At 63.2% G+C, this 24,739-nt stretch carries 18 protein-coding genes and 1 pseudogene; 10 read left to right on the top strand and 9 right to left on the bottom strand.

Annotated elements, in window-relative coordinates; translation table 11 throughout:
- Positions 1–90 precede the first annotated feature (90 nt).
- On the bottom strand, positions 91–1,275 hold the full coding sequence (locus OHA88_RS14710) for a DNA cytosine methyltransferase (RefSeq protein WP_328625864.1): 1,185 nt from the start codon (positions 1,273–1,275) through the stop codon (positions 91–93).
- 477 nt (positions 1,276–1,752) lie between these two features.
- On the opposite strand from OHA88_RS14710, the gene OHA88_RS14715 reads away from it, so the two are divergent.
- Positions 1,753–2,217 carry a hypothetical protein gene (locus OHA88_RS14715; protein WP_328625865.1) on the top strand — a complete coding sequence of 155 codons (465 nt, stop codon included), beginning with the start codon at positions 1,753–1,755 and terminating at the stop codon, positions 2,215–2,217.
- Positions 2,218–2,479: 262 nt separating this feature from the next.
- Here the strand turns inward: OHA88_RS14715 and OHA88_RS14720 are convergent, their stop codons facing one another.
- On the bottom strand, positions 2,480–2,662 hold the full coding sequence (locus tag OHA88_RS14720) for a hypothetical protein (RefSeq protein ID WP_328625866.1): 183 nt from the start codon (positions 2,660–2,662) through the stop codon (positions 2,480–2,482).
- A 324-nt stretch (positions 2,663–2,986) separates the two neighbouring features.
- Between OHA88_RS14720 and OHA88_RS14725 the strand changes: the two genes are divergently transcribed.
- Both OHA88_RS14725 and OHA88_RS14730 read left to right on the top strand, forming a co-directional pair.
- Entirely contained in the window at positions 2,987–3,220 is a 234-nt protein-coding gene (locus OHA88_RS14725; RefSeq protein WP_328625867.1) for a hypothetical protein, read from the top strand.
- A gap of 385 nt (positions 3,221–3,605) precedes the next feature.
- A pseudogene (locus OHA88_RS14730) lies at positions 3,606–3,752 on the top strand (DUF6233 domain-containing protein); the annotation flags it as partial.
- Here OHA88_RS14730 and ku read toward each other — a convergent pair.
- The 4 genes from ku to OHA88_RS14750 all read right to left on the bottom strand — a co-directional run bounded on the left by ku (position 3,753) and on the right by OHA88_RS14750 (position 9,333).
- Positions 3,753–4,673 carry a non-homologous end joining protein Ku gene (gene ku / locus OHA88_RS14735; protein ID WP_328625868.1) on the bottom strand — a complete coding sequence of 307 codons (921 nt, stop codon included), beginning with the start codon at positions 4,671–4,673 and terminating at the stop codon, positions 3,753–3,755.
- Between the two features lie 267 nt (positions 4,674–4,940).
- Complete coding sequence (locus OHA88_RS14740; RefSeq protein WP_328625869.1) at positions 4,941–5,501, bottom strand: SUKH-4 family immunity protein; 561 nt, start codon at positions 5,499–5,501, stop codon at positions 4,941–4,943.
- 429 nt (positions 5,502–5,930) lie between these two features.
- Positions 5,931–7,553 carry a PIN domain-containing protein gene (locus OHA88_RS14745; protein ID WP_328625870.1) on the bottom strand — a complete coding sequence of 541 codons (1,623 nt, stop codon included), beginning with the start codon at positions 7,551–7,553 and terminating at the stop codon, positions 5,931–5,933.
- A gap of 1,345 nt (positions 7,554–8,898) precedes the next feature.
- A complete protein-coding gene (locus tag OHA88_RS14750) occupies positions 8,899–9,333 on the bottom strand; it encodes a DUF6011 domain-containing protein (protein WP_328625871.1) in 435 nt (144 codons plus the stop codon).
- A gap of 515 nt (positions 9,334–9,848) precedes the next feature.
- Here OHA88_RS14750 and OHA88_RS14755 point away from each other — a divergent pair.
- The 4 genes from OHA88_RS14755 to OHA88_RS14770 all read left to right on the top strand — a co-directional run bounded on the left by OHA88_RS14755 (position 9,849) and on the right by OHA88_RS14770 (position 12,810).
- Positions 9,849–11,072, top strand: coding sequence for an MrcB family domain-containing protein (locus OHA88_RS14755; protein WP_328625872.1), 1,224 nt, complete (start codon positions 9,849–9,851; stop codon positions 11,070–11,072).
- Positions 11,065–11,742, top strand: a complete 678-nt coding sequence (locus tag OHA88_RS14760) for a hypothetical protein (protein WP_328625873.1) — start codon at positions 11,065–11,067, stop codon at positions 11,740–11,742. The genes OHA88_RS14755 and OHA88_RS14760 overlap by 8 nt, the downstream gene beginning before the upstream one ends.
- A 233-nt stretch (positions 11,743–11,975) precedes the next feature.
- Positions 11,976–12,554, top strand: a complete 579-nt coding sequence (locus tag OHA88_RS14765; protein WP_328625874.1) for a hypothetical protein — start codon at positions 11,976–11,978, stop codon at positions 12,552–12,554.
- A 46-nt stretch (positions 12,555–12,600) separates the two neighbouring features.
- A complete protein-coding gene (locus tag OHA88_RS14770) occupies positions 12,601–12,810 on the top strand; it encodes a DUF6233 domain-containing protein (RefSeq protein ID WP_328625875.1) in 210 nt (69 codons plus the stop codon).
- Between the two features lie 63 nt (positions 12,811–12,873).
- On the opposite strand, the gene OHA88_RS14775 is transcribed toward OHA88_RS14770, so the two are convergent.
- From OHA88_RS14775 to OHA88_RS14785, 3 genes are all read right to left on the bottom strand, one after another.
- Positions 12,874–13,890 (bottom strand): RNA-binding domain-containing protein, encoded by a 1,017-nt coding sequence (locus OHA88_RS14775; protein WP_328625876.1) that lies wholly within the window; start codon positions 13,888–13,890, stop codon positions 12,874–12,876.
- A 603-nt stretch (positions 13,891–14,493) separates the two neighbouring features.
- The gene (locus tag OHA88_RS14780) at positions 14,494–15,711 is read right to left on the bottom strand and encodes a DNA cytosine methyltransferase (RefSeq protein ID WP_328625877.1); all 1,218 of its coding nucleotides are present in this window, start codon (positions 15,709–15,711) and stop codon (positions 14,494–14,496) included.
- Between the two features lie 52 nt (positions 15,712–15,763).
- Complete coding sequence (locus OHA88_RS14785; RefSeq protein ID WP_328625878.1) at positions 15,764–16,000, bottom strand: hypothetical protein; 237 nt, start codon at positions 15,998–16,000, stop codon at positions 15,764–15,766.
- Positions 16,001–16,143: 143 nt separating this feature from the next.
- Here OHA88_RS14785 and OHA88_RS14790 point away from each other — a divergent pair, with 143 nt between their 5' ends.
- Genes OHA88_RS14790 through OHA88_RS14800 form a run of 3 tightly spaced genes read left to right on the top strand, consistent with a single transcriptional unit; the run spans position 16,144 to position 24,460 of the window.
- Positions 16,144–17,982, top strand: a complete 1,839-nt coding sequence (locus OHA88_RS14790; RefSeq protein ID WP_328625879.1) for a hypothetical protein — start codon at positions 16,144–16,146, stop codon at positions 17,980–17,982.
- Positions 17,982–19,415: a hypothetical protein gene (locus tag OHA88_RS14795; protein ID WP_328625880.1), complete on the top strand. Its 1,434-nt coding sequence runs from the start codon at positions 17,982–17,984 to the stop codon at positions 19,413–19,415. Before OHA88_RS14790 ends, OHA88_RS14795 begins: the two co-directional genes overlap by 1 nt.
- A complete protein-coding gene (locus tag OHA88_RS14800) occupies positions 19,412–24,460 on the top strand; it encodes an FtsK/SpoIIIE domain-containing protein (RefSeq protein ID WP_328625881.1) in 5,049 nt (1,682 codons plus the stop codon). Before OHA88_RS14795 ends, OHA88_RS14800 begins: the two co-directional genes overlap by 4 nt.
- Positions 24,461–24,739: the final 279 nt, after the last annotated feature.

The following is a 24,739-nucleotide window of genomic DNA, read 5'->3' on the forward strand; positions in this document are numbered from 1 at the left end:
GCGACGTGTCCGGGGAGTCTGTACAGCAGCTAGGGGAGCGTGTGTGGCTACCCGTTCTACACGTATGCGACATTTGGTGCGGTCGAGGTTCTACGGGGTGGTGGCTGGGGTCGAGATCTCGATGTGAGCTTTAAGTGCGGTCGCGAAGTCCTCGTCATAGCGCAGTCGACTCTTCTGGAGGCGCCCGTAGAAACCACTGGTTGCGCGAAGGCTCAAAGGGGCGAGATCTTCCCTTTTTACGAGGTCTAGAATGTGCCGATATGGATGGCGCTCTGGCCACATGCCGTATGGCACTTCCCAACGCTCATCGGGTCCACCCCATGCTGCGTTGGGCCAACGCATACCCTTCATGAGGGGAACCTGTCCGGTCTCGTCAAACATACCGGGGTGTTGCAGCCTGCGTCCCACCCATTCGGCGACGCCTACAGTCACGGCGTTACCGACAAGCTTCCATCGGTCGCCGGAGCGTCCCTTGTCTTGCTTTGCTGCGATCGTCCAGTCTCGGGGGAAACCTTGAAGTTCTTCCGCGTCTGAGATTGATGGAGTGACGATGGCATGGCCGGTCGGGGCGCCGGGGATCCATATGGCTGGCGGCGACGGAATGCCTAGGCCTGACCCTCCCTTGAGTGTGGGAATGGCATCCTTGGCCCAGCCGAGGCCTGTGTTTCCCTCAGTCCAATAGAACCCGAAGGCGTCATCTCGGTATGCGGATGGCGGTAGTTCCGTACTGTCGTCCGCGAAGAGTACTGTGCGGGGATCCTCGGTTCGCGAAGCAACGACAATGACCCTATGCCTGCGCTGGGGAACCCCGGTAAAGCGAGAGTCGACCAACCTGTAAGCCCATCGATACCCGAGGGTTTCGAACTCTTTTACCAGGTATTCCATTGCCAAACCCTTGTCGAGAGCGAGCATGTTGCGCACGTTCTCGATGACTACCCATTTAGGGTCAGTGTCGGCTAGCAATTTGAACAGGTGCTTGATCAGCCCTGATTGCGTGCCATGAATCCCTGCAGTCCTGCCAGCTTGCGAAAGGTCGGTGCATGGGAACCCTGCGGTCACGACATCCACGGATGGCAAGGAGGGGAGATCCTGTACGTCGTCATGGAAGTCAACGCCGGGGAACTGGTCTAGCAGTACGGCCTTGGCAGGGGCGGCCCACTCACAAAGCAGCTTCGATTCGAAGCCCGCACGCTGGAGGCCAAGCTCCACGCCACCGATGCCCGCGAATAGTCCCGCTACTGTCTGAGTTGGGTTAGTTACAACTGCTTCTGCCATGAGAGCTATGATCCCACGCTCGGGACTCGTCACACACAGCGGCGCTCGAATCACTGTGGGGGTGCACGCCGACTGTCGATCATCCGGCAGCGCTGTACAGCAGTCCAGTACAGCAACCTCATCACACGACCCCGTCCGGTAGCGGCCCTCGCAGGCTTCGCAGCGGCCTATATGGCCGTCGCTGACCGATCTGGCTATAGCTACGGATCAGAAGGTCGTAGAGCACCACGCTGACAGCGACCTTGGGCCAGCACACAAAGGACAAGGCCTCCTTCACCGCCGCTCGTTGTCCTGTTCCTTGTCCAGTTCGCTCACGCCCACCTTAGTTCGCCGACGTACGCCAGCCCTCTCTGATCTGCCGAGTGGCCGTCCATGAACGCTCACGAACGGCCACTCGCACAGTTGGAAAGCGTGTTGGCAGCGCCTGACTTGGGCCAACGACCTCCCGAGGCAGGCGATACGTGGTCAGGTTGGGGTGTGGAAGCCGTCATCGCCAGCGCCGTAGCCGTCCTGGGCACCCTGCTTGGCTCAGGGATCACCCTTGCGTTTCAGCGACGCGCAGCCGAGAGAAGCCACGAGTTCACACGTCGCGAGAAGCTCCGACAGGAACGGCTTGATGCCTACTCGGCCTACGCTGGCGCCCTGGTCAACTACCGGCGGTGTCTAGTCCACCTGTGGTTCTGCATCCATGAGCAGCCGCCGCCTGAGAGCGCAGACGAGGTTCGAATACGTGCATATGATCTCCGCTCAAGCGCCCAAGAGGCCCTGTTCCGCGTGCAGATGCTCATGAATGACGAGGCTCTGAGCCAGTCGGCAGAAGCTGTACTCACTGACGTGACCGGCCTCTACAAGACGGATAGTCGAAGCGAACTTGACGAGCGCAGAGCGCACACCCGCGAGGGCATCAGCCACTTGGTGCGCGCGGCCAAGCAGCGCCTCTGACCCACTCAGCCAGTGCGCCGGCACAGGGGGGCTTACCCGCTTGGGGCAACCGTGGGGCGTGGCACCGCTCGACACTCATAAGCTCAGCTGGATCTGGCTGGACCTCGCGGACTGTAGATCTCCCCGAGCTCAGCGAACCGGCATCGTGCCTGCCGTGCGTGACTTCGTCGATCTCACCCCTGGATGTCCTGCGGGCTGTGCTCCTGGGTTGGCCCGGCGGTCACTTCGTCGGTTCCGCAGGGCCAACCCTTTAGACCAGCGTTCAGAGCATCCAGGGGTGACCGCCGGCCAGCATGGTCACCGTGGCACCTGCGAGTGCGGTGATGACCTTCCACGGAACCTTGTTGAGGCTCATGTGGAATCCACCCGCCCGGAACTCCAGGCAGGGCTGGCGCGCTTCTTCCTTCTTCGCAGGCTGGCGCTGGACCGTCGTGCGCTTGCTCATAGGTGTGCTCCCGTGTCCGTGCCACACGGTTGCCGTGTGGGTGGCGACACCTTGGAACAGCGGAGGGTTAGTCGCGCAACCCGCTCCTGACCTGGGGTTTTATTGGTCGCGCGCGATCTATCACACCTGAGGGTTAGCGGGGCAAGCTCCATTTATATGATCGCGTGGGCGCGGAGGGTGACGGAGCCTCAGCAATGGCCCTTGCCCGCTACACCTGCCGCAGCTCGCCGACGCCCGCGCAGGTGCCCTCGGTGCGGCACTTGGTGCACGTCACGGGCTGTGCAGCTCCGGCCGATTGTCAGCGCCGCCGTTTACGACCCGGCCGTGGCGAAACCGAGTAGCAAGCTGATCGAACTGGCGCGTGCCTCTCTGTCCGCGCAGGAGCAGGCCCTGAGCGAGCCGTACTCCGAGGAGCGCTGGGCGCCGTGGCGTAAGGCGGCGGAAACGTTCCAGGCCACCGTGGTCGCCGAAGCCGAGGCAACAGAACAAGGCCGGTACGCATTGGAAATGGCCGCGAAGAAGGCGGTCCTGCGTCCGGAGCCGGCGCCCGAGGACTGATAGGCGTCGGCCGCCACCCGGGCGGGGCGGTCTCGTGGTTGCGCCCAGCCACAGGCGCGATTGTGATGAGGTCACGGTAGCGGGCCGGCATGGCACCGGGCCGGACAGCAGGTGCCCGGCCGACGGGAGACGCAGCGGGGCCACGGCCGGTGTGGCAGGCGCCGTTGACATTGCGTGCGGTATCAGCGGTCCTCGTCTGGCCAGGACTTCAGTAGCCGCCCGCCATCCACTTCGTCGACCAGCGTGATGCGGGCGCCGTCCCTGCCGCCGCGTTTACCTATCCAGGCCGCGAACTTCCTCTCGGCCGTCCTCAGGTCGGGCCACCAGCCGTGCATGATGGGCCGGCCGCTGTGCGACAGGGTGACGTGAAAGCGCTGATGCGCGGCCCATCGAAGTGCACGTCGGCGGGTGCCGGATGGCTGGGAAACGGCAGCGCGCCATCAGCCGGGAGCAGGCTCTTACCGCGCTGGCCGACGGGATCCGGGCCTGCATTCACTGCCGGCCAGACACTGAGCTCGGGATACTCGGGTAGTCAGGCGCTGCGCGACTTCCGGCCAGCCGCCTTCTTCCCTGTGGTCTTCTTCGCCGCAGCCTTCTTGGCTGGGGCCTTCTTCGCGGCCGTCTTTTTGCGGGGCTTCATCTCGTGGACCGTGGCGTCCTCGTTCGTCTCGCCGCGGGACTCCTTGGCCCTCTGCACGGACGCGTTCAGGGCAGCCATCAGGTCGACTACACCACCAGTGTCCTTGTCCTCCTTGGCGGCCGGCTTGGGAAGCTCCTCCCCTTCACGCTTCGCCTCGATGACCTCCTCCAACGCTTCCCGGTAGTGGTCGCGGTAGCCGGAGAGGTCGTCGGTGGTCATGGAGTCCATCAGCTCCATGGCCCGCTTGATCTCGTTCTCGTCCAGGTCGACGGCGCCGGGGGCGAGCTCGTCGGGTGAGCGCACCTCGTCCGGCCACTTCATGGAGTGGAGGACGAGGGCGTCGTCGCGGATGCTGAGCAAGCCCAGGCGCTCCCGGTTGTGCCACGCGAACTTCGCGATCGCGGCCTTCGAGTTCCGTTCCAGGGCGCGACGCAGGAGCACGTAAGGCTTGGCCGCGACGGCGCCGTCGGCCGAGAGGTAGTAGCTGTCTGCGATGCGGACCGGGTCGATGGACTCGCGGTCGACGAACGCGACGATCTCGATCGCCTTCGCGGTGGGCAGCGGCATCTGGTCGAGCTCTTCGTCGGTGACCGGGACGACCTGGTCCTTGGTGAGCTCGTAGCCCTTGCCGATTTCGTCCTGGCTGAGGGTCTCGCCGTCGAGCTCGCAGATCTTGCGGGTGCGGATCCGTCCCATGTCTTCCAGGTGGTACTGACGGAACGCGATCGCCCGGTTCTCGGTGGCGGACGATACCCGCACAGGGATGGTGACCAGGCCAAACGAGATCGCGCCGGTCCAGACGGTGGCGGGCATGCGTGCCTCCAAGGCTGCCTAGTTGTCGGCGCGGTCCGACCGCCAGCTAGGGAGTACCGGCAGAGCCGGGGCAGCCGGGCCACCGCCCGTATCCCGATCCTTACGCCGCACCAGTCCGCCTGCATCCGGACCAGGCAACCGGGCTCAACGCCGTTATCAATGCCTATCTACTCGCCAGCGGGCGAGTCATCGAGAACCAGTCCTACGTACTGCTCGGTTGCCGCGACCTGTACGAGGCGTGGCGGCACGTCCAAGCCGACGGCGAAGTCAGTAGAGCCATCGATCCAGGAGCCCCGGCCAGAGAAACCCCTCGTAGCCGTCGAAGTCCGCGGGGTCGACCTCCTTCAGCTCCTCGGCCAACCGGTTCAACTCGGCGAAAGCCCGTTCTTCCTCCTCTTCGGAGAGGCACTCCTCGGGCCCCTCCGGCTCGCTGAGAAGCTCTGAGGCGGTGACGCAGCTGCCGTAACGGTGCAGGACGTCGAGCCACGCCCAGACACTGGCGTTGGCGAACCATGCTTCACCGTCCGACATGACGAAGTAGACCGCCCCGGTCTCCGGCTCGACACCGAATGATGACCGTTCGGCCGGCTCGTCGGGGTCCGCCTGCTCGGTTAGACGGTAGAGCGGGCCACGGGATGTGTTCAGGGCCGGATCAGCCCCGCCTTGAATCACGACTCGCTCGATGAGACGTGGAGCTATCGGAATGCCCACCTCGATGAGCTGCACCTTCACGAGGTCCGGGACGCGCCAGCCGGCCACAACATCCCGTCTGGCTCGAGTGACGTGACCGAGACCGGCCCACCCGGTCAGCTGGTCATACGTCGTCATCGATCGATCCTCTTCGGCCGGCTGCGGTCCTGACCCTACCGAGCCGGCCTCTGCTCAAAGCGCGGCTGCACTTGCTGGACAGCCCTTGGGCGAGGCGGGGAAGGGAAAGGTCGGGAATCAGTGAATGGCCTGCCGGGCCGCGTCAAGGAAGGCGACGAAGAGGCCGGATGCGCTAAGAGCCCGTGCACGGCGCGGGCGCGCGCCGCGGGCGTGAGGTGGGGGAAACCCTCTGTGGCTGGGGCGGTCGGCTCCGCGACTTTAGCCAGCCACTTTGGCGCGAGCCTCGAAGATCATGGCCCCAACGTCGTGCTTTAACGGGCAGGTCAACAGACTGCCCGACGCGCCGGAAGCTTACGGGGCCATGATCACTCGTGCCAAAGCAGCTCCCGGCCAAAGTCGCTACGCCGACCTCACCTGTTTCGACTACAACTACTTGTCGGGGGAGGAATCATCATCCTCGGAGGTTGGTTCTTCACTTCCTTCCTCGCCTCCATCTTCCGCCACTGAATCAGAATCCTGATTCTTCAGACTCGCATTCCGGAATTGCTCCAACGCGCCGAGTCCAGCGACAGGGATCCGTATCGCTTCCGTGAGCTTCGGGTCGATGAGCGGCTTGCGCATCGCCGCCATGAGCTTCGGGTCGATGAGCGGCTTGCGCATCGCCGCCATGAGCTTCGGGTCGATGAGCGGCTTACGCATCGCCGCCATGAGCTTCGGGTCGATGAGCGGCTTACGCATCGCCGCCATGAGCTTCGGGTCGATGAGCGGCTTACGCATCGCCGCCATGAGCTTCGGATCAATGAGCGGTTTACGCATCGCTTCCAAGATCTTCGGATCGATCAGAGAGTTGCGCAATGCTTCCTTGAATTTGCTGTTAGCTGTCATGGCGTCGCGAAAGGAAGCCAGGATCTTCGGGTCGAGCGCCATGGCAGCATGTAGCGATTCAAGCAACGGGCCGGAGGCCGACGTGCGAGACCAAGCGTTCCGCCCAGGGTCGTCAGGCGACGCGCTAATCCTCGTGACCTCGCCACTCACGGGCCGGCCGTATCTATCCGAGGTAACGATTCCGGTAAAGTGAAGGTCCTTCGAGACCCAGACGGATACACCATCATCGGTTATTGCATCAACTTCGAGGCCGTCGATGTCGGCGGTGACTGGCAGATCCATCAGGGCTGTCGTCGGGCAGACCGCAGTGAACTCGATGATCCCTTCATCTTCGGCGGAGGCACCGCGTACGGAGAAGGTGGATTCTGTCAATGCACCCACCGCCATAATCCTCGCAGAACGCGTCTGGATGGGAAGTCCACACATCCGTGGGCTAATAGCCCGCTCCATACATCCCGCAAGGATTTCTTTGTTCAGATAACCCTCCATGGAGTCAGATTGCAAGCGCTCCTGTATCCGTCGGAGATCATCTGAAAACTCTGGCCAGCGCTCGCTGGTTAGTTCCAGAATCAGCTCAGAAAGAGACTTGAGCCACTTGATTCGGCCTTCCGCGTCAATTGCGGTCACTTCCGCCGCAAGGTCATCGTGTAGACCCTCACCATCTTCGCGGCCAAAATCCTTACTGTTGTCGGAAATCCAAACGACATCCTCGTTGGAGCCTTTAGCTGTCTCCAGTACGGAGATCCAGTTAAGAGTGTCGCGATACCCGTTGCCATTGCCATCGCAAGGCTTTTTCCGTTGAGTGGAACGTTCAACGAGTTCAAGATGGCCGACCGCTGGAGGGGCAAGGATCTGAGCGCCGATCTCGCGAAGCAGCTCTTGCAAATCTTCGGGGTAGCGCAAGGCTGCTGTTTCGATATCGGCTCGCGCTTTATCGTAGATCGCAGAAATCCCGAGCGCGCCACCATTCTTATCTTTTTGCCGCTGGAGTCCGACCAGCGCCTCGGCTGTGCGCCTTCGGTACCCGGCCACCGCTTCCCGGATGACCACCTCCGGCACTACTAGGCGAACATTCCAAGTCGATGCGGCATGGGCCAGTACACGCCACGCAGTTCCACTGCACAGGGGGTCGGCCACGAATGCCGTGGTGTCGAGAAGCGCGATCATCTGTCCGATTGTGCCGGGATGCCGTTCTGTTGTCCTGCCAGATTCCAATCAAAGGTCTTTTTATTGCTATAGATCCTTATTGCGGCAACTTGCCCTACCGCGCTGCCAAGAACCGAGACGGGATCGAGTGTCTAACTGAGTGGCAATGCTGACAGACAGCAGCGGACAGGTACGCACACCTGTGGACCATCGCAGCAGGTGAGAAGCACGCCAGCCCAAGGTCGAGCGCCCACCCAAGTTGCTTCGGGACGAAGCGGTCGAACTTCAACCCGGAGGGGTCGAGCTGCGGTTGAATGGCCGCGTGGCCGTAGCTGAACTGATCCTCAAGTACGTTGAGGCACTTGTGTGGCCCGTAGTGACGTTGGTGCTTGCCTGGGCGTGCAGGCATCACCTCAAGCGGGCCTTCGCCCGTATGACGCGGCTGGAGACCCCAGCTGGCGCGATCGACTTCGCAGAAGAAGCACGACGCACTTACGACGAGACCCGGGAGCAAACCTCGTCGTCGCCTCCAGGAGAGTCGGGACGGTCGTCCAGGCCCCTGCCCTCACAGGCCAGCACCGCTGTTCGTCCTCACTTGCGCGCACGCTCCACTCAACATGAAGCCCTCGATCAGGCGCTGGACTTGGTCGGTAGTTCTCCTGATAGTGCGGTGATGCTTGCCTGGCGGGCTGTCGAGGTCGCTTACCGCGATCTGCTCGGCGGCACCCGGTCCGTGCAGGAGGCCGCACGGCAGCTTGAAGCGAGGGGCCTGCCGCATTCAGTCGCTGAGACGATGGTCCGTCTTGCGCGACTGCGAGCTCGGGTCTCCCATGGTGATCACACCGTCTTCCCGGACGCGGCCTTCGACTTTGTCGCCAGCTGCGAAGTCGTGCTTGACCATCTAGAAGTCGTCGGTCGACCCAGCGTCGAACGTTCAGAGCACTGATCCGAAGCACGTCCGTTTCCTGGTCTGTCGAATGTGTGTCGAAGTAGCCACCCGTCCAAGCTCGGCGGGCGAAGATAGCCAGGTTGGAGGTGGTCACCCGCTGATTCGCTCCAGCGCCTTCTAAGCGCTTGGCCTCAGACCCGAGTGCACAACGAGCCGGCTCCACTGCCACTACAACGAGCACCAGAGCCTGGTTGATCTCGCTGTGCGACCTCAGCAACCGGCCCGCCCTGGTTCGCATCGAGGAGGTCAGCCGTGCCACACCCGTGCCGGCAGCTTCGGTAAATCGGCCCGCAGTGGCCGTCCAGGCGCTGTCGAATTCGTCGTCGTCCTTGAACCGGTCGGCGACGTCCGCTGGCTGCCCTCGCGCGCGAAGAAGCCCCTGCTCATCGAACAGGGACTCCCTTTGCCACAACGCACTCAGATGAGCAGGTAGCGGGCGCAGGTCGGCCCGTACCCGGCCAGACGGGACAGCTCGTCGGAGAGGGGGCGCCCGCACTCCCGGCATGACGAAGACGGGCCCCCGCCGGTCGGCCGGCACGACGTGGACGGCGACGGGCCCCGGCCTGTCGGCCGGCCATCGTTGCTGGCGGAGGAGAGCAGGGAGGTGACGGCGACCGCCGCGACGGCGGTGACGATCGGCAAGACGTGTGGGCGGGCGGCCATGGCGGCCTTCGCAGCCTGCTCGAGGACGCGGGTGGCGGCCGTCGCCGCGGTGGCCCGGATGCGAGCTGCGCGGCCCTGCTCGCCGCCATCGGCCACGTCGGCCGGGGTGGTGCGAGGCGTCGACCACTGGTGCGGGGAGGCGTCATCCATGGTGCGGCCCTTCGTGGTCTGACGGTCGGTCAAAGTCATTGTGCAGGCTCCCCGCGCGCGATGTGCGGGGAGTCCGGAATTGGGACGGGTTAGAGCCTGCCTGCCTGCTGCAGAAGCCGCCCAGCCGACCGGAAAGTCTGAGGCCCCGATCCGCCTGCTCAGCGACGGATCACAAGGTGCACTGACTGGGCCTGACTCGGCCCCCGTTCGGCATGGGGCGGAGCCCCTTCATTGTCAAGGCGTCATGGCGAGCAGGGGGTGCCCCGACTCGCGGTGTTCTCGGGACCCCTTTCCCCAGGCGTGCCCAGGGGTGTCTAGCAACGGAGAAGCCGCAGGTGGGAAGGGTTAAAGGGAGCCCTCTGTAAAGCTGCTGCTGCTCGGCCTTGACTGGCGCGCGTGCGGCACGGCAGCGCGCGGACTGGGCATCAAAGCCCCTTCGGGGCCTTTGGGGCAATAGGCGCGGGGAGCGGGAGACGCAGATCAGAGGGGGTGGACCTGTGCGTTCTGTAGAGCCGTTCCTACCACTGTCAGTGCGGAGGCCTACGCTGCGGCGCGTGGATGATCTCTTGGGTTATGTGCTTGATCTGCAAGGTGCGTGGACGGCCTCCAACACGGATGAGATGCGGAAGCGGGGCGTGCATGTTCGGCAGGACCTCCCGGCTCTCCTGCGGGAGCGTTCTTCTGAGTTGGCCGATGCGCTCGGTGTGGCTGTGGACGAGCTGGGGGTTGAGGGTAGGGACGGTACTGGGCTCAAGACTGAGGTCCCGTGGGTCCGCGTCTTCGGCCGGGAGCAGTCCACGAGTGCCACGACCGGCTGGTACGTCGTTTATCTGTTCAGCGCCGCCGGTGACCGCGTCTATCTGTCGCTGAATCAAGGCACGACCGTGTGGACCGGAGGCGACTTCAAGGCGCGCAAGGTCGAGGACCTCAGAGCTCGGGTCGATTGGGCACGCCCCTTCCTCGCCCAGCAGATGGCCGGCCGGGTCGATCTCCACGAGGAGATCGCGCTGGATGCACGCACCGCGCTCGGTCGTGGCTATGAGCCTGGGAATGTCGTCGCCATCGAGTACTCCCGTGAAGCTCTGCCTTCGCAGCACGTCCTCATGACGGATCTGCTGTACATGCTCGGCTTGCTGCGGACGGTCTACGGCGCCGAGCGCATGGCCCCACACATCCCGGGGGATCCGGCTCCAGAAGTGCTGGAGGCTGAGCAGGGCGCGGCTTTGGTGGCAGGGCGACGCATCCGTGGAGCCGCGCGTCCGGGGCGGTCAGGCCAGGGTTTTCGGCTCACCGCCGGAGAGCGACGCGCGATCGAACGGCACAGCGTGCAAATGGCCACGGTCTACTTCGAGGCGCAGGGCTGGTCGGTCAAGGACGTCGGAGATCGGGAGTCTTTCGATCTCCTGCTGAAGCGAGACGAAGAGCGCCTGCACGCGGAGATCAAGGGGACCACCTCGGCCGGCCACGACGTCATCCTGACCCAGGCAGAGGTGCAGGAGCAGAGGCGGTACTACCCGGCCAACGCGTTGGTGGTCGTCCACTCAATCGTTCTCGACCGGACAACAGAGGAGCCCGTTGCTTCTGGCGGGGTTCTCCACTGCACGTCCCCCTGGGCGATCGCTGAGGAAGACCTGACAGTAATCTCATACGCTTACCGCACCGCGGTAGGCGACGAGGAACCAGCCAACGGAGTTCAAACCGCCATCAACGTCCTGTCGAGCGGCTCACGGCGGAGTGAACCGACTCTGACCACCGGCCAGGCTGATGTCCATGCATGACCAACCGTACGAGGACGCCTATCGTGATTGGCGCACCTCGCTGACGACTCTGCTGGCGGACGCCTCGCTGCTCGCGCGGTGGCAGGAGCGCCGGTACCAGTTCGCTCACCGAGTCGGAGCCCTTCTGACCGAGTCTCACGGAGACGGTCCAGCCACCACGGGGCCAGTGCTCTATGGCGTGTTCGCCTCTGGCGCAGGACTTTGCTACGTAGGGCAGACGCAGGAGGCCGAGCGCCGCTTGCGAGATCTGCCAGTGGGTGAGAGCCATCATCTGGCCAACACGGTGCCGCCCGAAATTTGGGAGAGGGTGGTGGTGATCCGCTGGCCGTTGCTGCTCTCCGCGGCACCCGCGAACGAACAGTTGGTGGCCGCTGAGATGGGGCCCACTGTCTGCGGACTCGCACTGGAGCACGCGCTCCAAGTGGCAACTGCCCCGCCACTGAACAGCCGCCGGCGGCGCACGTCCGGTGACTGGCAGCCGCGGAACCTCACACAGAGCCGCTCACGCGGTGCGATCCATTCGCAATCCATACCGGGCCTGACCCAACTTGCCCTCGCCGCCTGGAATGCCCTCTCAGAGGTGGAGGCACCAAAGCACTCAGCGGTAGTCGACACCGGGACCGGCCGAGCGGTATTCCCGTCAGCGCTGCATAAGCCGCACGACCGCTGACCAGCACCGTCACGAATCCGGGGGCATCCCCAGGTGTGCTCCGGGAGCGCTCGCCGGCGGAAAAACCACAGCTCGGAGGCGCTAGAGCCCGAGATGGGCTGCTACTGGGCCGGCCTGCTCGGGTGGGATTCGCAGCAAACCGCCTTCTCATTGGCCAGGAAACATGCGCCGTACAGGCTCCCGCTGGGCAGGATGCCGCTGACGTGACGTGCTCAATTCACCCTGGAGGTTCAGTGGGAAGCGCACTCATCGGGTTGGCGGCCGCGGTAGTGGGCGTCACCGGCACGCTCATCGCGTCTGTCCTGTCGCAACGCCTGCTGGCTCGTGTTCAGTCAGAACAGTTCGCGCGTCAGCAGCAGTTAGTCGAAGCGCAATGGCGCCGTGAGCAACAGGTGGCCGATCTGACTCGTCGACGCGAGAGCTACATGAACGTCAACGCGGCTTTCCGGCGATACCGAACTCATCTGGTGGCCTTCCTGTGGTACGTGCATAAGGGCGAAGTGACCGCAGATGCCAGGGAAGTGGTCGAAGAGGCCCGACGAGAACACCACTCAATTTTCGCTGAGGCTCAGATGGTCGCTTCTGCCGCTGTATTGGCCGAGCTGGACGGCATGACCGAGGCGCTGTCGGAGGCGTACCGCCGGACGATGGCCCTGGAAGAGGGGAGCCCTGACCCTGACGGGTCGTTCGATGAGATCAGAGCGACGGACTTCCCGCAGCTCTGGGAGCGATGGGACCGCATGCGTGGCGTGATGCGAGTCGATCTCGGAGTGGACCTTGCCCCACACAGCCATCCCACGCTGGGCTCATGACGGCCGCATCTCGCACAAGCGACGGCCCGCTGGCGGCCCACGCATCATGGGACGGCCCCTGGCGGCGCACCAGCTCGACGAGGACACCGACGAGATCCGCGGTGACCATTCCGTCGGCGGAGATCATCGCGACCTGAACGGACGGGCAAAACTCGGCAAAGTCACAGGCGACCGCGAGCAGGCCCTCGCCGCCCTCGCCGACGGGATCCGGGCCTGCATCCACTGCCGGCCTGACACCGAGTTGGGGGCGCTGTGAAAAACTCGCCCATAGCGGCTCACTATCGGCGTCAGCGAGCGCGGTAGAACTTTGCCTACTTCATCAAGAAGGAAGCAGCAGCCCCTTCTTGTTCAGCAGATTTACGCACTGCTGGTATTTATCTAGAAATTTGTCACTGGCCGACGTTAGGTCATCCAATGCCTTTCGGTAACGTACAGGATCAGTCCTCTTCCATTCTGGCGGAATTTCCATGTATCTGCTGGAGTGATGGGATGATCCCATCGGAGGAAACATTCCAGCCAACTCTTCGCATAGGGCATCAAGTGCTGTTGCCAGTGCTTCATGGGCCGCTACCACATCGGGATCTAGAAAATCGACAATGTCATCAGCCACCCTTTGCTGTGCCGTGAATGCAGCTTCGCTCACCCAGGCTGGGACTCGATGCATAGAGACGTCTTTCTGCGCCTTGATCCATGGAGCGTCCACAGGGATCGCCTCAATGAGTCGAGCAGCCTTAGTCCGGTCCGGTGCCTGATTCTGAGTCACGGGTGCTACCCCGGGGCCACCCGTCGCTGCCCATCCCGCGGCCAGCAGACGCTGCAACTCGCCTTTCGGTAGCCAGTGCGTTCCATCACCCACCCGCAAGGGTACGGCGACTGACGTCTCGTTCGGATTTCCCCTGCCGCCGTTGGGCCCCGGAACCGCGAATGGTCTTGACCCGGCGGGCTGAGCAGGGATGTCTATGCATAGCACGCCCTTTTGGTCTTCGTGGACAATCCATTCGACGTGCAAGTCTCGCACGGTAGGGGTGATGCGCTCGTAGATCAATTTGCGGTGTCGATCAAGGTCGACTAGAGAGCGAGGAATCGGCCGAAGCTCCGAAATGATCTCGCTATCGTGATCTACGACGGTCTTGAAGCCGATGAGCAACAGGCCGCCTCCCGCAGCGTTGGCGAATGCGGCAACATCTTTAGCTAGCTCATCAGCTCCTGCTGGATTCGTGAACTGATAGGGACCACTCTTTACGTCCAACCAATTGCACTCCCGCAACCCCAACAGTTCATCGAACTTGCGATCACGTAGCGCCTGCCGCACGTCGTCGATGCTCTTCGTCACCATGACCATCAGTATCCGGCATGTGGCGATGTGCCTGCAGGCACACTTGCCAGACCACAGCAACACCGCGCAGTTGAACCTAGGTGTGCGTGCCAGTTCTGTTCCAGATCGTGTGGGGAACCATGGGGACCAAGGGGGAACCAAGGCGACGGCCGCCAAGCATTAACACCGCTTCGCCGCAGGTCAGCCCAACAGCGAGCCCGAGATCACCTTAGCTTCCCAGCTGCGAGCTCTGGCCGTCGCCACGGGCCGGCTGAGGCCGCTTGCTCTGGTCGACGACACCGACAGCGTGGCTGAGGCTGAATGGGTGCAACAAGGCATACGCGTGTGTGATCGGACGGCGCACCCGCCGTCATGGCTTGCTGTCGTCGGCTGAGGTTCGTGTCACCACTGTCCCCCTGTCAGCCAACGACCGAATCGGCCACTGAAACTCCGTCGGACCCATGGCATGACCGCTAATCAGTGACCGCACAAAGAGCAGCAGAGGGAGGCTCACCAAGTGCACAACGGAAGAAGCCACGCCAACCTGGCGAGGGAGCTACCAGGCCACCAGCAGGGTATTCGCCTACCTCAAATGCTCTCGGATGGAATCAGCCCTTTGCAAGCTCAGCAGGCGAGGTCGACAGCAGACGCAGCGAAGTCGTCCTCAAGCAACTGGGGAGCGTCGTCCTTCGCCTGCAGAACGCCAGCGTCGAAGAGATTGGAGGTCAGCGCCTCCGTCAGAGGCGGAGGTACGGCGTTGCCGATGATGACCTGAACCTCGGTGCGAGTCAGCTCATAGCGAGGCTTGGCCCTCTCGTCGACGAACTTGAAATAGTCCGGAAAGCCCTGGATACGCGCGGCCTCGTGGGCGGTCAGACATCGGGGGTCACCAGGATGGACAAACCGTCCACGCCCCATCGTCGCGAAACCGCTGGTAATGGTCTGAGACGGACGGTCCCACCACAAACGGCCATACATTGAGGTGTAATTGTGATCGCCCTGGTGACACTCGGGGCGCTCTTCGTTCGGCAGATTATGCTCGTCGTTCTCGAAGAGATACTTCATACGTCGCTGGTTATCCGCACTGGGTACGGCAGCTTCATCGAAGAAAGACTTCGGTCGAACGTCGAGCAGGTCACCGATCGCCCAACGCAGGTCATGGGGTGTGGCATCGTGGTCTTCGATCTGCAGCAGGTCAGCAGCCGAAAAGCCAAAAGGCAGCGCGTCTTCGCGAACGGCCAGCAGTATGTGGCGCTTGCGTGTCTGGGCGACCCCGAGCTTGAGTAGGTCGATACGACTGGTGGCGACATCGTATCCAAGCTTCCTCAGGTGAACGATGGCGCGGGAGACCACCTGCTGCTTGTCATTGACAACGGACAGCACGTTCTCGATGACGACTGCGCAGGGGCGCAGAACCTCTGTGGCGCGAGCCATGCGCAGGTACAGGCGGTTCTTGGGGTCATCGCGGCGGGTGTGGTTGTTGAGGTTGCTGTGCCCCTGACACGGCGGCCCGCCGATCAGGAGCCCCACCTCACCCACCGTGGAGACAGTCTGGGCCTCCTGAGCAGTCAACGGGGCACCAAGGTCACCGTCGAAGTAGGACTCGACGGTTCCCTCTTGGACGTTGGCCTTGGGGAAATTGGCCTTGAAGACCTTGGTGGGAGCTGCCTCGAAGTCAACTGCGAGACGAACATCAAGCGCAACGTCATGCTTGTGGGCTGCCTGGGCAATCCCGAGAGTGAGGCCACCGCAGCCGGCGAAGAGGTCCACTACTCGCAGAGAGCCGACGCCCTCCTCGAACTTCGGCCGCCGCTTGGCCCGCAGGGGGTGCCGCTCGCCCACGTGTGACCCCCATCTACGCTTGCCTGTCGAACTGGCGGAACGAGCGGTCATATTACTCGATCAAGGATGGGCGCGAGTGGCCGGCCTGCACCTGAGTGCCGTCTGAAGTGCTGATCATGACTGTTGTGCGCATCACCTTCCGGCATTGGGGGGCACCTTGAATGGGCTCTTCAACGGTCATCAGCTGCCCCACCGTTGCTACCGCGGCGTCGTCAAGGCCCATGTCCCGCACGTCATCACCGCGATTGTAGGGAGCGTCGAATACCTCGGCGGCAAGGACGATCGTCACGGATTCCCAAGATCCTCGACACAGTCACGCGCTGGTGCACCAGGCGCACTTCAGCACTCTGACGTGGAATTTGACCTACCGTCAGAGGTGTTGAGAGCTAGACTTTCGCAGCGCTCCCGGCTCGGTCGACGAAGGACAGCAGCATGCCGCTAGAGGTCAACAAACACGTCCAACGAATACGTCGCTACCAGCCGTTCGATGTCGACGCCTCGGAGATGATCTACGAGCAGGCAGACCAGGCGGACCGGACGCAGTCACCGTACCCCGTCGTGACGCTGGACTACCTGGTGAGCGCCATTGAGCAACCAACCACGAAGACCATCGTCCTCACCGGGGACGCCGGGCATGGCAAGACGAGCCTGTGCGCCAACCTTCTGGCCGAGCTGAGGATGGGTGGCGACACGATCCCATCAGATGTCCGGAAGACAGTTTTCAACGAGTTGCTCAAGGACGGAGACGCTGGCCGCCCCGTAGCCCTGACCCGTAGCGGGCGCCCGCTGTACATCCTCAGGGACCTCAGTGAGCTAAGCCTGCAGGCGGGCGCCGACAAGCTCGTGGAGCTGCTTGACCCCCCGGACAATGGGGTTGCGATCATCTGTGCAAACGAGGGCCAGCTGCGTAAGTGCGTTGCCGAGGACGACAATCTCGACAGCGGCGGCACCGGGCGCGCCAAGGTTTTGGTGAAGACCCTCACGGATGGCATTGCTCGTGGGCAGGTCAGCGACCCCGATGGCTCAGTCACTGTCATCAACCTCAACTACCAGTCCGTAGCGGCCGACAGTCGCACTGGTGGGTTCGTCCCTTGGGTTCTGAGGCAGTGGACGACGCCGCAATGGTCGCGGTGGAAGCCCTGTGAGACGTGTGATGCGCGTGAGGTCTGCCCGATTCTGGCCAACCGCAACGAGTTGAACGATGCCACTCACGGGCCTCAGCGCCGGGCCGCGATCCGAGAGCTGTTCGCTGCCGCCGAGCGCGCCGGAGCCGTTGTCACGACTCGTCAGGCGTTGTCGGTGACCAGCTACATGATCACTGGTGGGCTGTCCTGTGAGAACGTCCACGCCAAGTATCAGCGGTCACACTCAAACATGTTGTGGCAAGCTCCCCACCTCTACCATCAGGCGCTCTTCGGTGACCAGTTGACCCAGCAACAGCGTCATCGTGTTGCTGCATTCCTCACGCTGCGCAAGCTGGACCCGGGCAAGGTCTCTCGTCGCCAGGTTGACGACCGTCTCGATCCGGACACAGTCGGCCGGTTTCCTCCCGGGGATCCCAAAAGCTACCTACAGAAGGCCCGTACGACCCGGGACGCGCAGAAGCAGGCCGAACAGCTGCGAGGCCTGTACACGTTCCTGCGACGTGCTGACTTCTTCAACAGCATCGACAGCAAAGACCGGTTTGCCCGCATGGGCTTGCAGGCCGGCGACGACTTCGTCACTGTCCAGAACGAGAGGGGGGACCTGGCGGACACCACGGTGCGCGACCGTTTCCTCAAGGGTTTGGAAGCCGTCCAGGGTATCCACCGAGCTGGGAGCAACCCTGACTTCCTCGTCCTCGACCCGGCCTTCTTTGCCCAACGCGCCCGCGCGGCCGTGATCTCCCGACGGGTGTCCAGCAAGAACGTCGAGGTAGTCGACCAGTTCACCCAGTGGCAGAAGGAAGGCCGACCGGGCGACATCCCGGAGATGCGGAAGGCTGTCGAGTGGCTCAACCGCTCCATCTTCATCCGGATCCCTGCCGTCGACCCCGGCCAGGGCGCAGTTTCGGTCGAAGTGGATCTTCTACGCTTTGAGTTGCTGACACGGTGGGCCGCAGGGCTGCGTAGCGAGGTCCAGCACGAAGCAGAGATCCGCGGACTGAGCGGGTCTCTGGCAGACCTGGCTGACTCATTGAACAAGGACGACGAGATCCAGGTACTCGTGGGCAACGTCATGAGAAAGCTCATGATCGACGTCGGCGACAAGATCAGGTCGGTGCGGGCGTAATGGCTGATCGTTCCAAGTCAGAAGTCGTCCGCCGTCTCTTCGGGGTGAATCTGGAACAGCAGGGCCGAGGCTTCTACGTCCCGCTGGAGATGCTCGCGATCGCCCGCGGCGTCTACCTGGCACATCAGGAAGACCCAGAGAAGCACGCAGGACTCCTGGACCCCGGAGACCGGGTCGCCTACAAAAGGACCTCACACGACCTGGCTCGGAGGATCGCAACCAACGCCCCCATCGCTGAAGGCGACGAAGAACTCGGCAAAGCGGTCGAGCTGGACTCTCCCGAGACCTTGGAGACGCTCCGCGCCCTGTTCTCGTCCCTGTTGGTCGAAATCCCGGGGCGCCGCAGTCAGCCCAGCTGGTTCGGGGCGCACATCTATCCGTTCGTCGGTGAACTCATCCACTACGACGCAGTCGACCGACCAATCGTCCAACGCGGCGCCACCCCCAAGAAGAAGGAGCAGGCCAGGAAGCTCACGGCCAAGGCCAAGGCTCCGACCATCGAGCGCTATCTGTTCCGCGGCCCTGGGGGCTGGGCCTACAAGGTCCTGCGTAGCGACTCTGATTCTGACCGCAAGGCAGCGACCCGACAGGGCCTTGATGACCTCGTCCGGGACAGCGGCACCCCGCTTGGCAACCTCGCCAAGGCACTCAGCACCCACGACTTCGACTACGACGAAGAGCCCTACGAAGACGATTCAGAAAGAGACATTGACCTGTACGAGGACCTCAGCCCGTGGCCTGGCCTGCTGAGGATTGGGGCTCGTAACATCGTCGCCCGGACTACGACGCCCAGGGCCAAGCGCACCGAGAGCCTCATGCACTGGGTCCCCTATTGCTTGGCCCGCCACCAGCTTCGCCTCGCACGCAGGAAGCTGGGCCTTACCGATGGCGAGTCAATCCTCCTCGACTTCGGCAACGAGGCAAGCCCGCTGCGCAGCGGGTCGCAGAAGAATCTCACCAGCTTCCGCAACGACATCGCCAACGCGATCAACGTCCAGGCCCGGGAAATGATCAACGAAGCCGAAGGCGACGAGGCTAAGAAGGGCCGCTACGAGCGATTCACCAAGGAGACCGGCAACGCGTTCGCGTCGCCTCGAGCGTTCTTCAGTGAAACCCTCGCCGCTGTGGGAGCCCTGAACGCGACGACCGGGCGCCGACATTTCACCATGAAGCCGCCGATGCTTGAGGCCCTGGTGTCTGCCACCATCCCGCAGGGCACGGAGATGGAGTTCGACCAGTTCTGTGCGCTGCTGTACAGAAACTACGGTCTAGTGACGGAGAGAACGGTCGCGGCTGTGAGCCCGTTGGCCCACGAGGTCGACTCATCGGTCTTTAAACACAACGGCAGGGCCTTCCGGGAGAGGCTGGCCGCTATCGGTCTGCTCACTCAGTATTCAGACGCAACGAGCATGGTACGAGGAGAGCCCCGTTGACCGACAGCAGCATCCGAGCGCTCGGCCGGTTCATCGCCGATGAAGCACTGCGCAAGGTCATTGAGACCAGGGGGGCCCGTGTCGGTCTGCGTATCAGCGGGTTCGATAAGCCGACCGTGACCGAGGCCCTCCGTCGCATGGCCCAGAGGCTGTCCCAGTCGCCGGAACTTCAGGTTGTAGTCAAGGTAGGCACGTCGGATCAGATCGCCGGCGTACCCGATGATTTCCTGCTGAATCGGGGAGACCAGCTGACCAAGTGGCGAAATTCCGGGCAGGGCACCGCGGTGCTGCTGTTCGAGTGGGGGGAGTCTCCGGACGCAGAGGGCCTGGCGGCCATGAACGCTCTTGACGACGCCCCAATCTTGGGCGACCACCACGACACCTCCAGCGAGCGTGGATTCGACAGGTTCATGGCGGATGTATGGCGGGAGGCAGGTGGCAGCGGCACTGTTCCGGCCATGATGGCCAGCTCTCTGCCGGAGATCTGGCGTGCCATCACCGATGAAGATCCCCTGTCCTTGCACCGGTGGGCCGCCTTCCTCGTCGAGACGGCGCAGAAGGTCGTCGCAACTCGAGTCCACACACCTGACGTCGTCTGTACCGAGATTTCTGCAGCCCTGCCCGCTCTTGGCCTCTTCCCGGACCGGAGCCTCTTTGCCAAGCCTGCCGCACTGCCCGCCCGGATCAAGAAAAACGTATGCGTCAGCGCCTTCAAGCAGCCCACCGGCAAGGAAATCGCCGCGGACGACCTGATAGACCGCATCGCCGCGGCTGAGTTCAGCGAGGAATCCCTGGAACACGTCGGTGCGGACTCCGGGACTGTCAAAACGCGCATGCGCGACCTCGTGCTCAACCTCAACCACCGTGGGCCTGCCCTGCAGGATCGTCGTCAGCTGCGCAGTGGGCAGGACCTGACCCTTTGGCTTGAGGTCTTCGAGCAGAAGTCCAAGAAGATTGGCCTTGGCCAGCAGGTCAAGCAGGAGATCTTGCGGACCGCCGCGGACCGGGTCGACGACTTCGACGCGATGATGATCGAAGAAGCGCTTGACCGCGGAGACCAGGAATCCGCCCAGCGCTTCCTTGACGAGGCACCCGCCGGTGGCGCTGAACCGCTGGCCGACCTGCTGTCCAATCGTTCACGCCGCAAAGTTGAGAAGCTCGCCTTCCCAGACTCTCAGTTCGTCCAGGACCCACTGCGTGCCCTGCTGCGCGAACTGACCTACTTCTCCGACGAAGAAGAAGGCTCCGTCGTCGTCCAACTTGAAGGAAACCAGGAAGCCGGGCGGTGGAGCCGCTGGTTGTTCGCCTTCTTGTACGCACGTACCCTGCGTGAAATTCAGGAATCGACCAGCCTCCGCCTGACTCTGGAGGTCAAAGGCTGCCTGCTGGACGTGACCAAGCCGTCCCTGCCGGAGAACCAAGAAACCCAAGATCCGTTCGAACTAAATATCGAGTGGGCCCCGCTGCGCTTCCTTGTCGAAATGGACGGAGCCACCCAGCGACGCTTTCGCTGGGACCCCATGGGCATCCCCGGACAGATAGCGCTGGCAGCCCTCATCGACAGCTGGCAAACCCCCCCTGTCCACGCCAGCAACCTGACCTTCGACACCTTCCTCGAGAAGTTCAACGACCCCCGGCAGTGGCAGACCGACAAACCGCTGCCTGCCTCTGAAACTCATTTTGCCGGCCGGCTGGACCGCCTCAAGCGGAAGCACTTCGAGCGATTCTCCGAAGGGCTCGACGCCACGAACCTCGGCGAATACGTACGCGAGTGGGAAGACATCCTCCGCGAAGCCCGCGCCACCCTGGTTCCCGACAACGCTCCGGATGCAGACCTTGAGGCGGTCGTGCTGTCCGACGTCGTCGAGCTAGCCGATCACCGCATGATGATGCTGGCCACCCACCCGTTGAAACTGCGATGGCTGGCAAGGAACTACACAGAGACCTCCAACAGCATTGAGATTGCCCTCAACAAAGAGGGAGGCCTGAGCCTCAACCAAGAGAACGAGGACCTCTTCTTCGACGCTATCGACCGCATCTCCCCACACGGAACACCGGCGGTCCTCGTCGGGCCGCGCGGCACGATCGCCATCCCGATGCGGGAATCGGCCGGCCACGAGGAGTACGCACCGGTCCGCCGCGGCGGCAACGAGTCCAAGGAATGGCTCTCCAGCGTCGACGAGGCCGCGATCGACGAGATGGTCCGCGTCATCACCGACTACCTGACGACTTACCCCCACAAGCTTGACGGCCTACGCGTACTGCTTTTGGACCGCAACGGCGACCCTGTCCTGCCCGTGCGCGTGGCCAAGCAGGTACGGGCCAAGAATCCCCGTCTGAAAGTCGATCTGGTGGTCCTGGCTCCCCAAGCCACCCATCACGAGATCATCCAGGGTTTCGACCTGCAGTTCTCTGGCGCGGAGATGTCCGAGGACAGCTTCCTGCCCGACGTTCAACTCATCCTGCAGGCATGGGAGCCCGACCAGACAACAGACCTGTCCGGGCTAGAAGGCACCATTGACCTCGCCCTGGCTCCGGCACTGTTCGGCACCCAGACCAGTATCAAGGAGAGCACCAAGAAGGAATCCCTGTCGGGCTCCTTCAACCCCTGGAAGCACCCGGCATCACACAACCTGGCTCAGACCAGCGAGAACGTCGTGAGAGCGCTGTTGCCCGAAACCGCCGACGAGACTCTCGAGTCCTGGTCCACCCTGTGCGTGCGCTACGACCGCAGTTCCCCGGTCTCCCGGGAGAGTGTCGACGGCATCGACTACTTCGAGATGCAGGTGCAATTCCACCAGCACCAGGATCTGTTCGCCGAACTGCACAGCGTGGCTCACTGGGTCGTCACCCTTGACAGCTTCATCGGCCGTGAGCAGATCGATGCCCTGCGCAACCGCCCAGACGTCATCCTCGTCAAGCCGAGTGTCGGCAAGAACGAGTCGTACACCCTCATTGTCAGCTCACAGACCGGCAAGCAGTTCGTCGTCCAGCGACTACGACGCCGCCTGGAGCAAATCGGCGTCGTCACCCCGCAGGACTCCGAAGGCACCGCCCGGCGAATCTACGAGGTCGGCCGCAACGTGGCTCCTGGCGCCGTGCTGCGCTCCCTCGGCATCGGCACCACGGTCAACGAAGTCGTCGGCCTTGTGGCCACGCGGTTTGTCATCGACCAGCAGTTTCCCATCCCTCAGCAGGGCACGAGCCTGATCACCTGGATCAGCTTCGACGAGCACCACCGGTGGTTCGGTCGCGGACACAAAACCCGTGCCGATCTGGGCCGATTCATACTGACGGTCCAGAACGACGGCATCGTTCGCCTGGATGTCCTGGTCGCCGAGTCCAAGTTCCGCCAGGCCTTCGACGTCGGCTCGGCGGAAGAGCAGCTCAACCGCACCACCGACCTGTGCAAGGACGCCTTCCGCTCGGGCGGCGAGGCTCGCCACGACCGTCCCTTCTGGCTGGACGAGCTGGCCGCAGCGATCGCTCAGACCAGCGGAAACGCCCTACGGGCCGCAGAACTTCCAGCGCGCACCACGATCGGCAAGGACCACCATCGTCAGGTCGAAGCGAAGGTCCTAGACGCCCTGCGCTCCGCGGATGTTCAACTCGGTCAAGTCTCCGGCGTTGCCGTGGCCATCTCAGCCGAGGACGACCAGCCGGCCCCTGCGGTCAACAACCTCGGCAAGCACACCCTGGTGAGGCTGAACAAACACGAGCTGCTGAACCTCATCGGCGCTCTGCGCGCCAACCAGGACCCCACAGATGCCGACCACCTTGTTGACTCCGGGAACCTAGGTGGGAGCGTGAAGGTCCCCGGCACTGTCGTCAAACCCACCTCAACAGGCACTTCCGCCGAACTCTCCACTCCGAAAGAACCGGCAGCACCTGTCGAGCTTGCCGTAGCGACTGCTCTGACGACCGTACCGAGGCAGGTAGTTGCCCGCGACACCGCAGCAGAGGCCGATCCTGTCACTCTGAATACTCACCGCGGTGGGCTCGGCGAGGAGGAGTTGAGGCTTCGATACAACAAGGTCGTCGATGTCTTCGGTCGCCACAAGGTCGGGGTCACCGCTCCGGAGAACGGCAAGTGGCAGGAAGGACCCGGCTTCTACATCTTCCGATTCATCCCCGACCCTGGGGTCACCGTGGACAAGCTGACCAACCGGCGCGACGAGATCTTCCTGGCCCTGGCACTGCCCTCCGGGTTCAGTATTCGCACCCGCAGCGACCGCGGCTCCGTGCTCTTCGAGATCCCCAAGATCGACGACGAAAAGTACGGAGTCGACGCCAAGGCGCTGTGGCAGCGGTGCCCGGCCGACCCCGAGAGCCTCATTACCCCGCTGGGCGCCGACATCGAAGGCAACCCGGTCGCCATCGACCTGTCCTCCGCGGACTCACCACACTTGCTGGTAGCAGGTACTACCGGATCAGGAAAGTCAGTCGCCCTGGACACGATCCTCAAAGGCCTGGTCCGGTACGACAAGAGCACCCTGCGACTCCGCCTCGTCGACCCTAAGGGCACCGAACTCGTCGACTTCGAGGACGACCCTCACCTTGACGGCGTGATCGGCATGGACGCCGCCGACGCCATCGAGATTCTTGAGGAAACCGTCGAAGAGATGGCCGTGCGCTACAAGGACATGAAAGCAATCCGCACACGCAAGCTCGTCGAATACAACGCCAAGGTCGACCAAGCACTCCGAAAGCCCTGGATCGTCATCATCCTGGACGAGTACGCAGACCTCACCAGCGATCCAGAGGAAAAGAAGAAAATCGAAGCGCTGCTCAAGCGCCTCACCCAGAAGGCCCGCGCTGCGGGCATCCACGTCATCGCCGCCACGCAGCGCCCGAGCGCGGACGTTATCTCGACGACCATCCGCTCCAACTTCCCCGCCCAACTCGCCCTGCGAGTCAAGACCGCGACCGACAGCCGCATCATCCTGGACGAGACCGGAGCCGAGGCACTGGCCGGACAGGGCGACGCCTTCCTGCACACTGCCAAGGGCACCATACGAGTGCAGGTTGCCTACGACGGGAGCTGACCAGGCCAGTCTCGGCGAGAGTCGAAGGGCTTCGGCCGAAGGCGAATCACCTGTTGGAGCCGGGGGCCGTCGCGTGGATGCTGATGCCGCAAGACGCCGACGAGCCTGATCCCCAGCGAAAGCCACCTCTTTGTGCGGCCCATACGTGGACGGCGCCCCCTCCGATGCCCCGCCTCAAGCTCTTGACCAGCAAGCACCCGAAGGAACCGGGCGAGTTCGGAACCGTAGGCACCGGTCCCCTCAACCCCGACGGCGAGCACGTCACCGTGCAAACGCATC

It is taken from the genome of Streptomyces sp. NBC_00353, assembly GCF_036108815.1.
Lineage (GTDB): Bacteria > Actinomycetota > Actinomycetes > Streptomycetales > Streptomycetaceae > Streptomyces.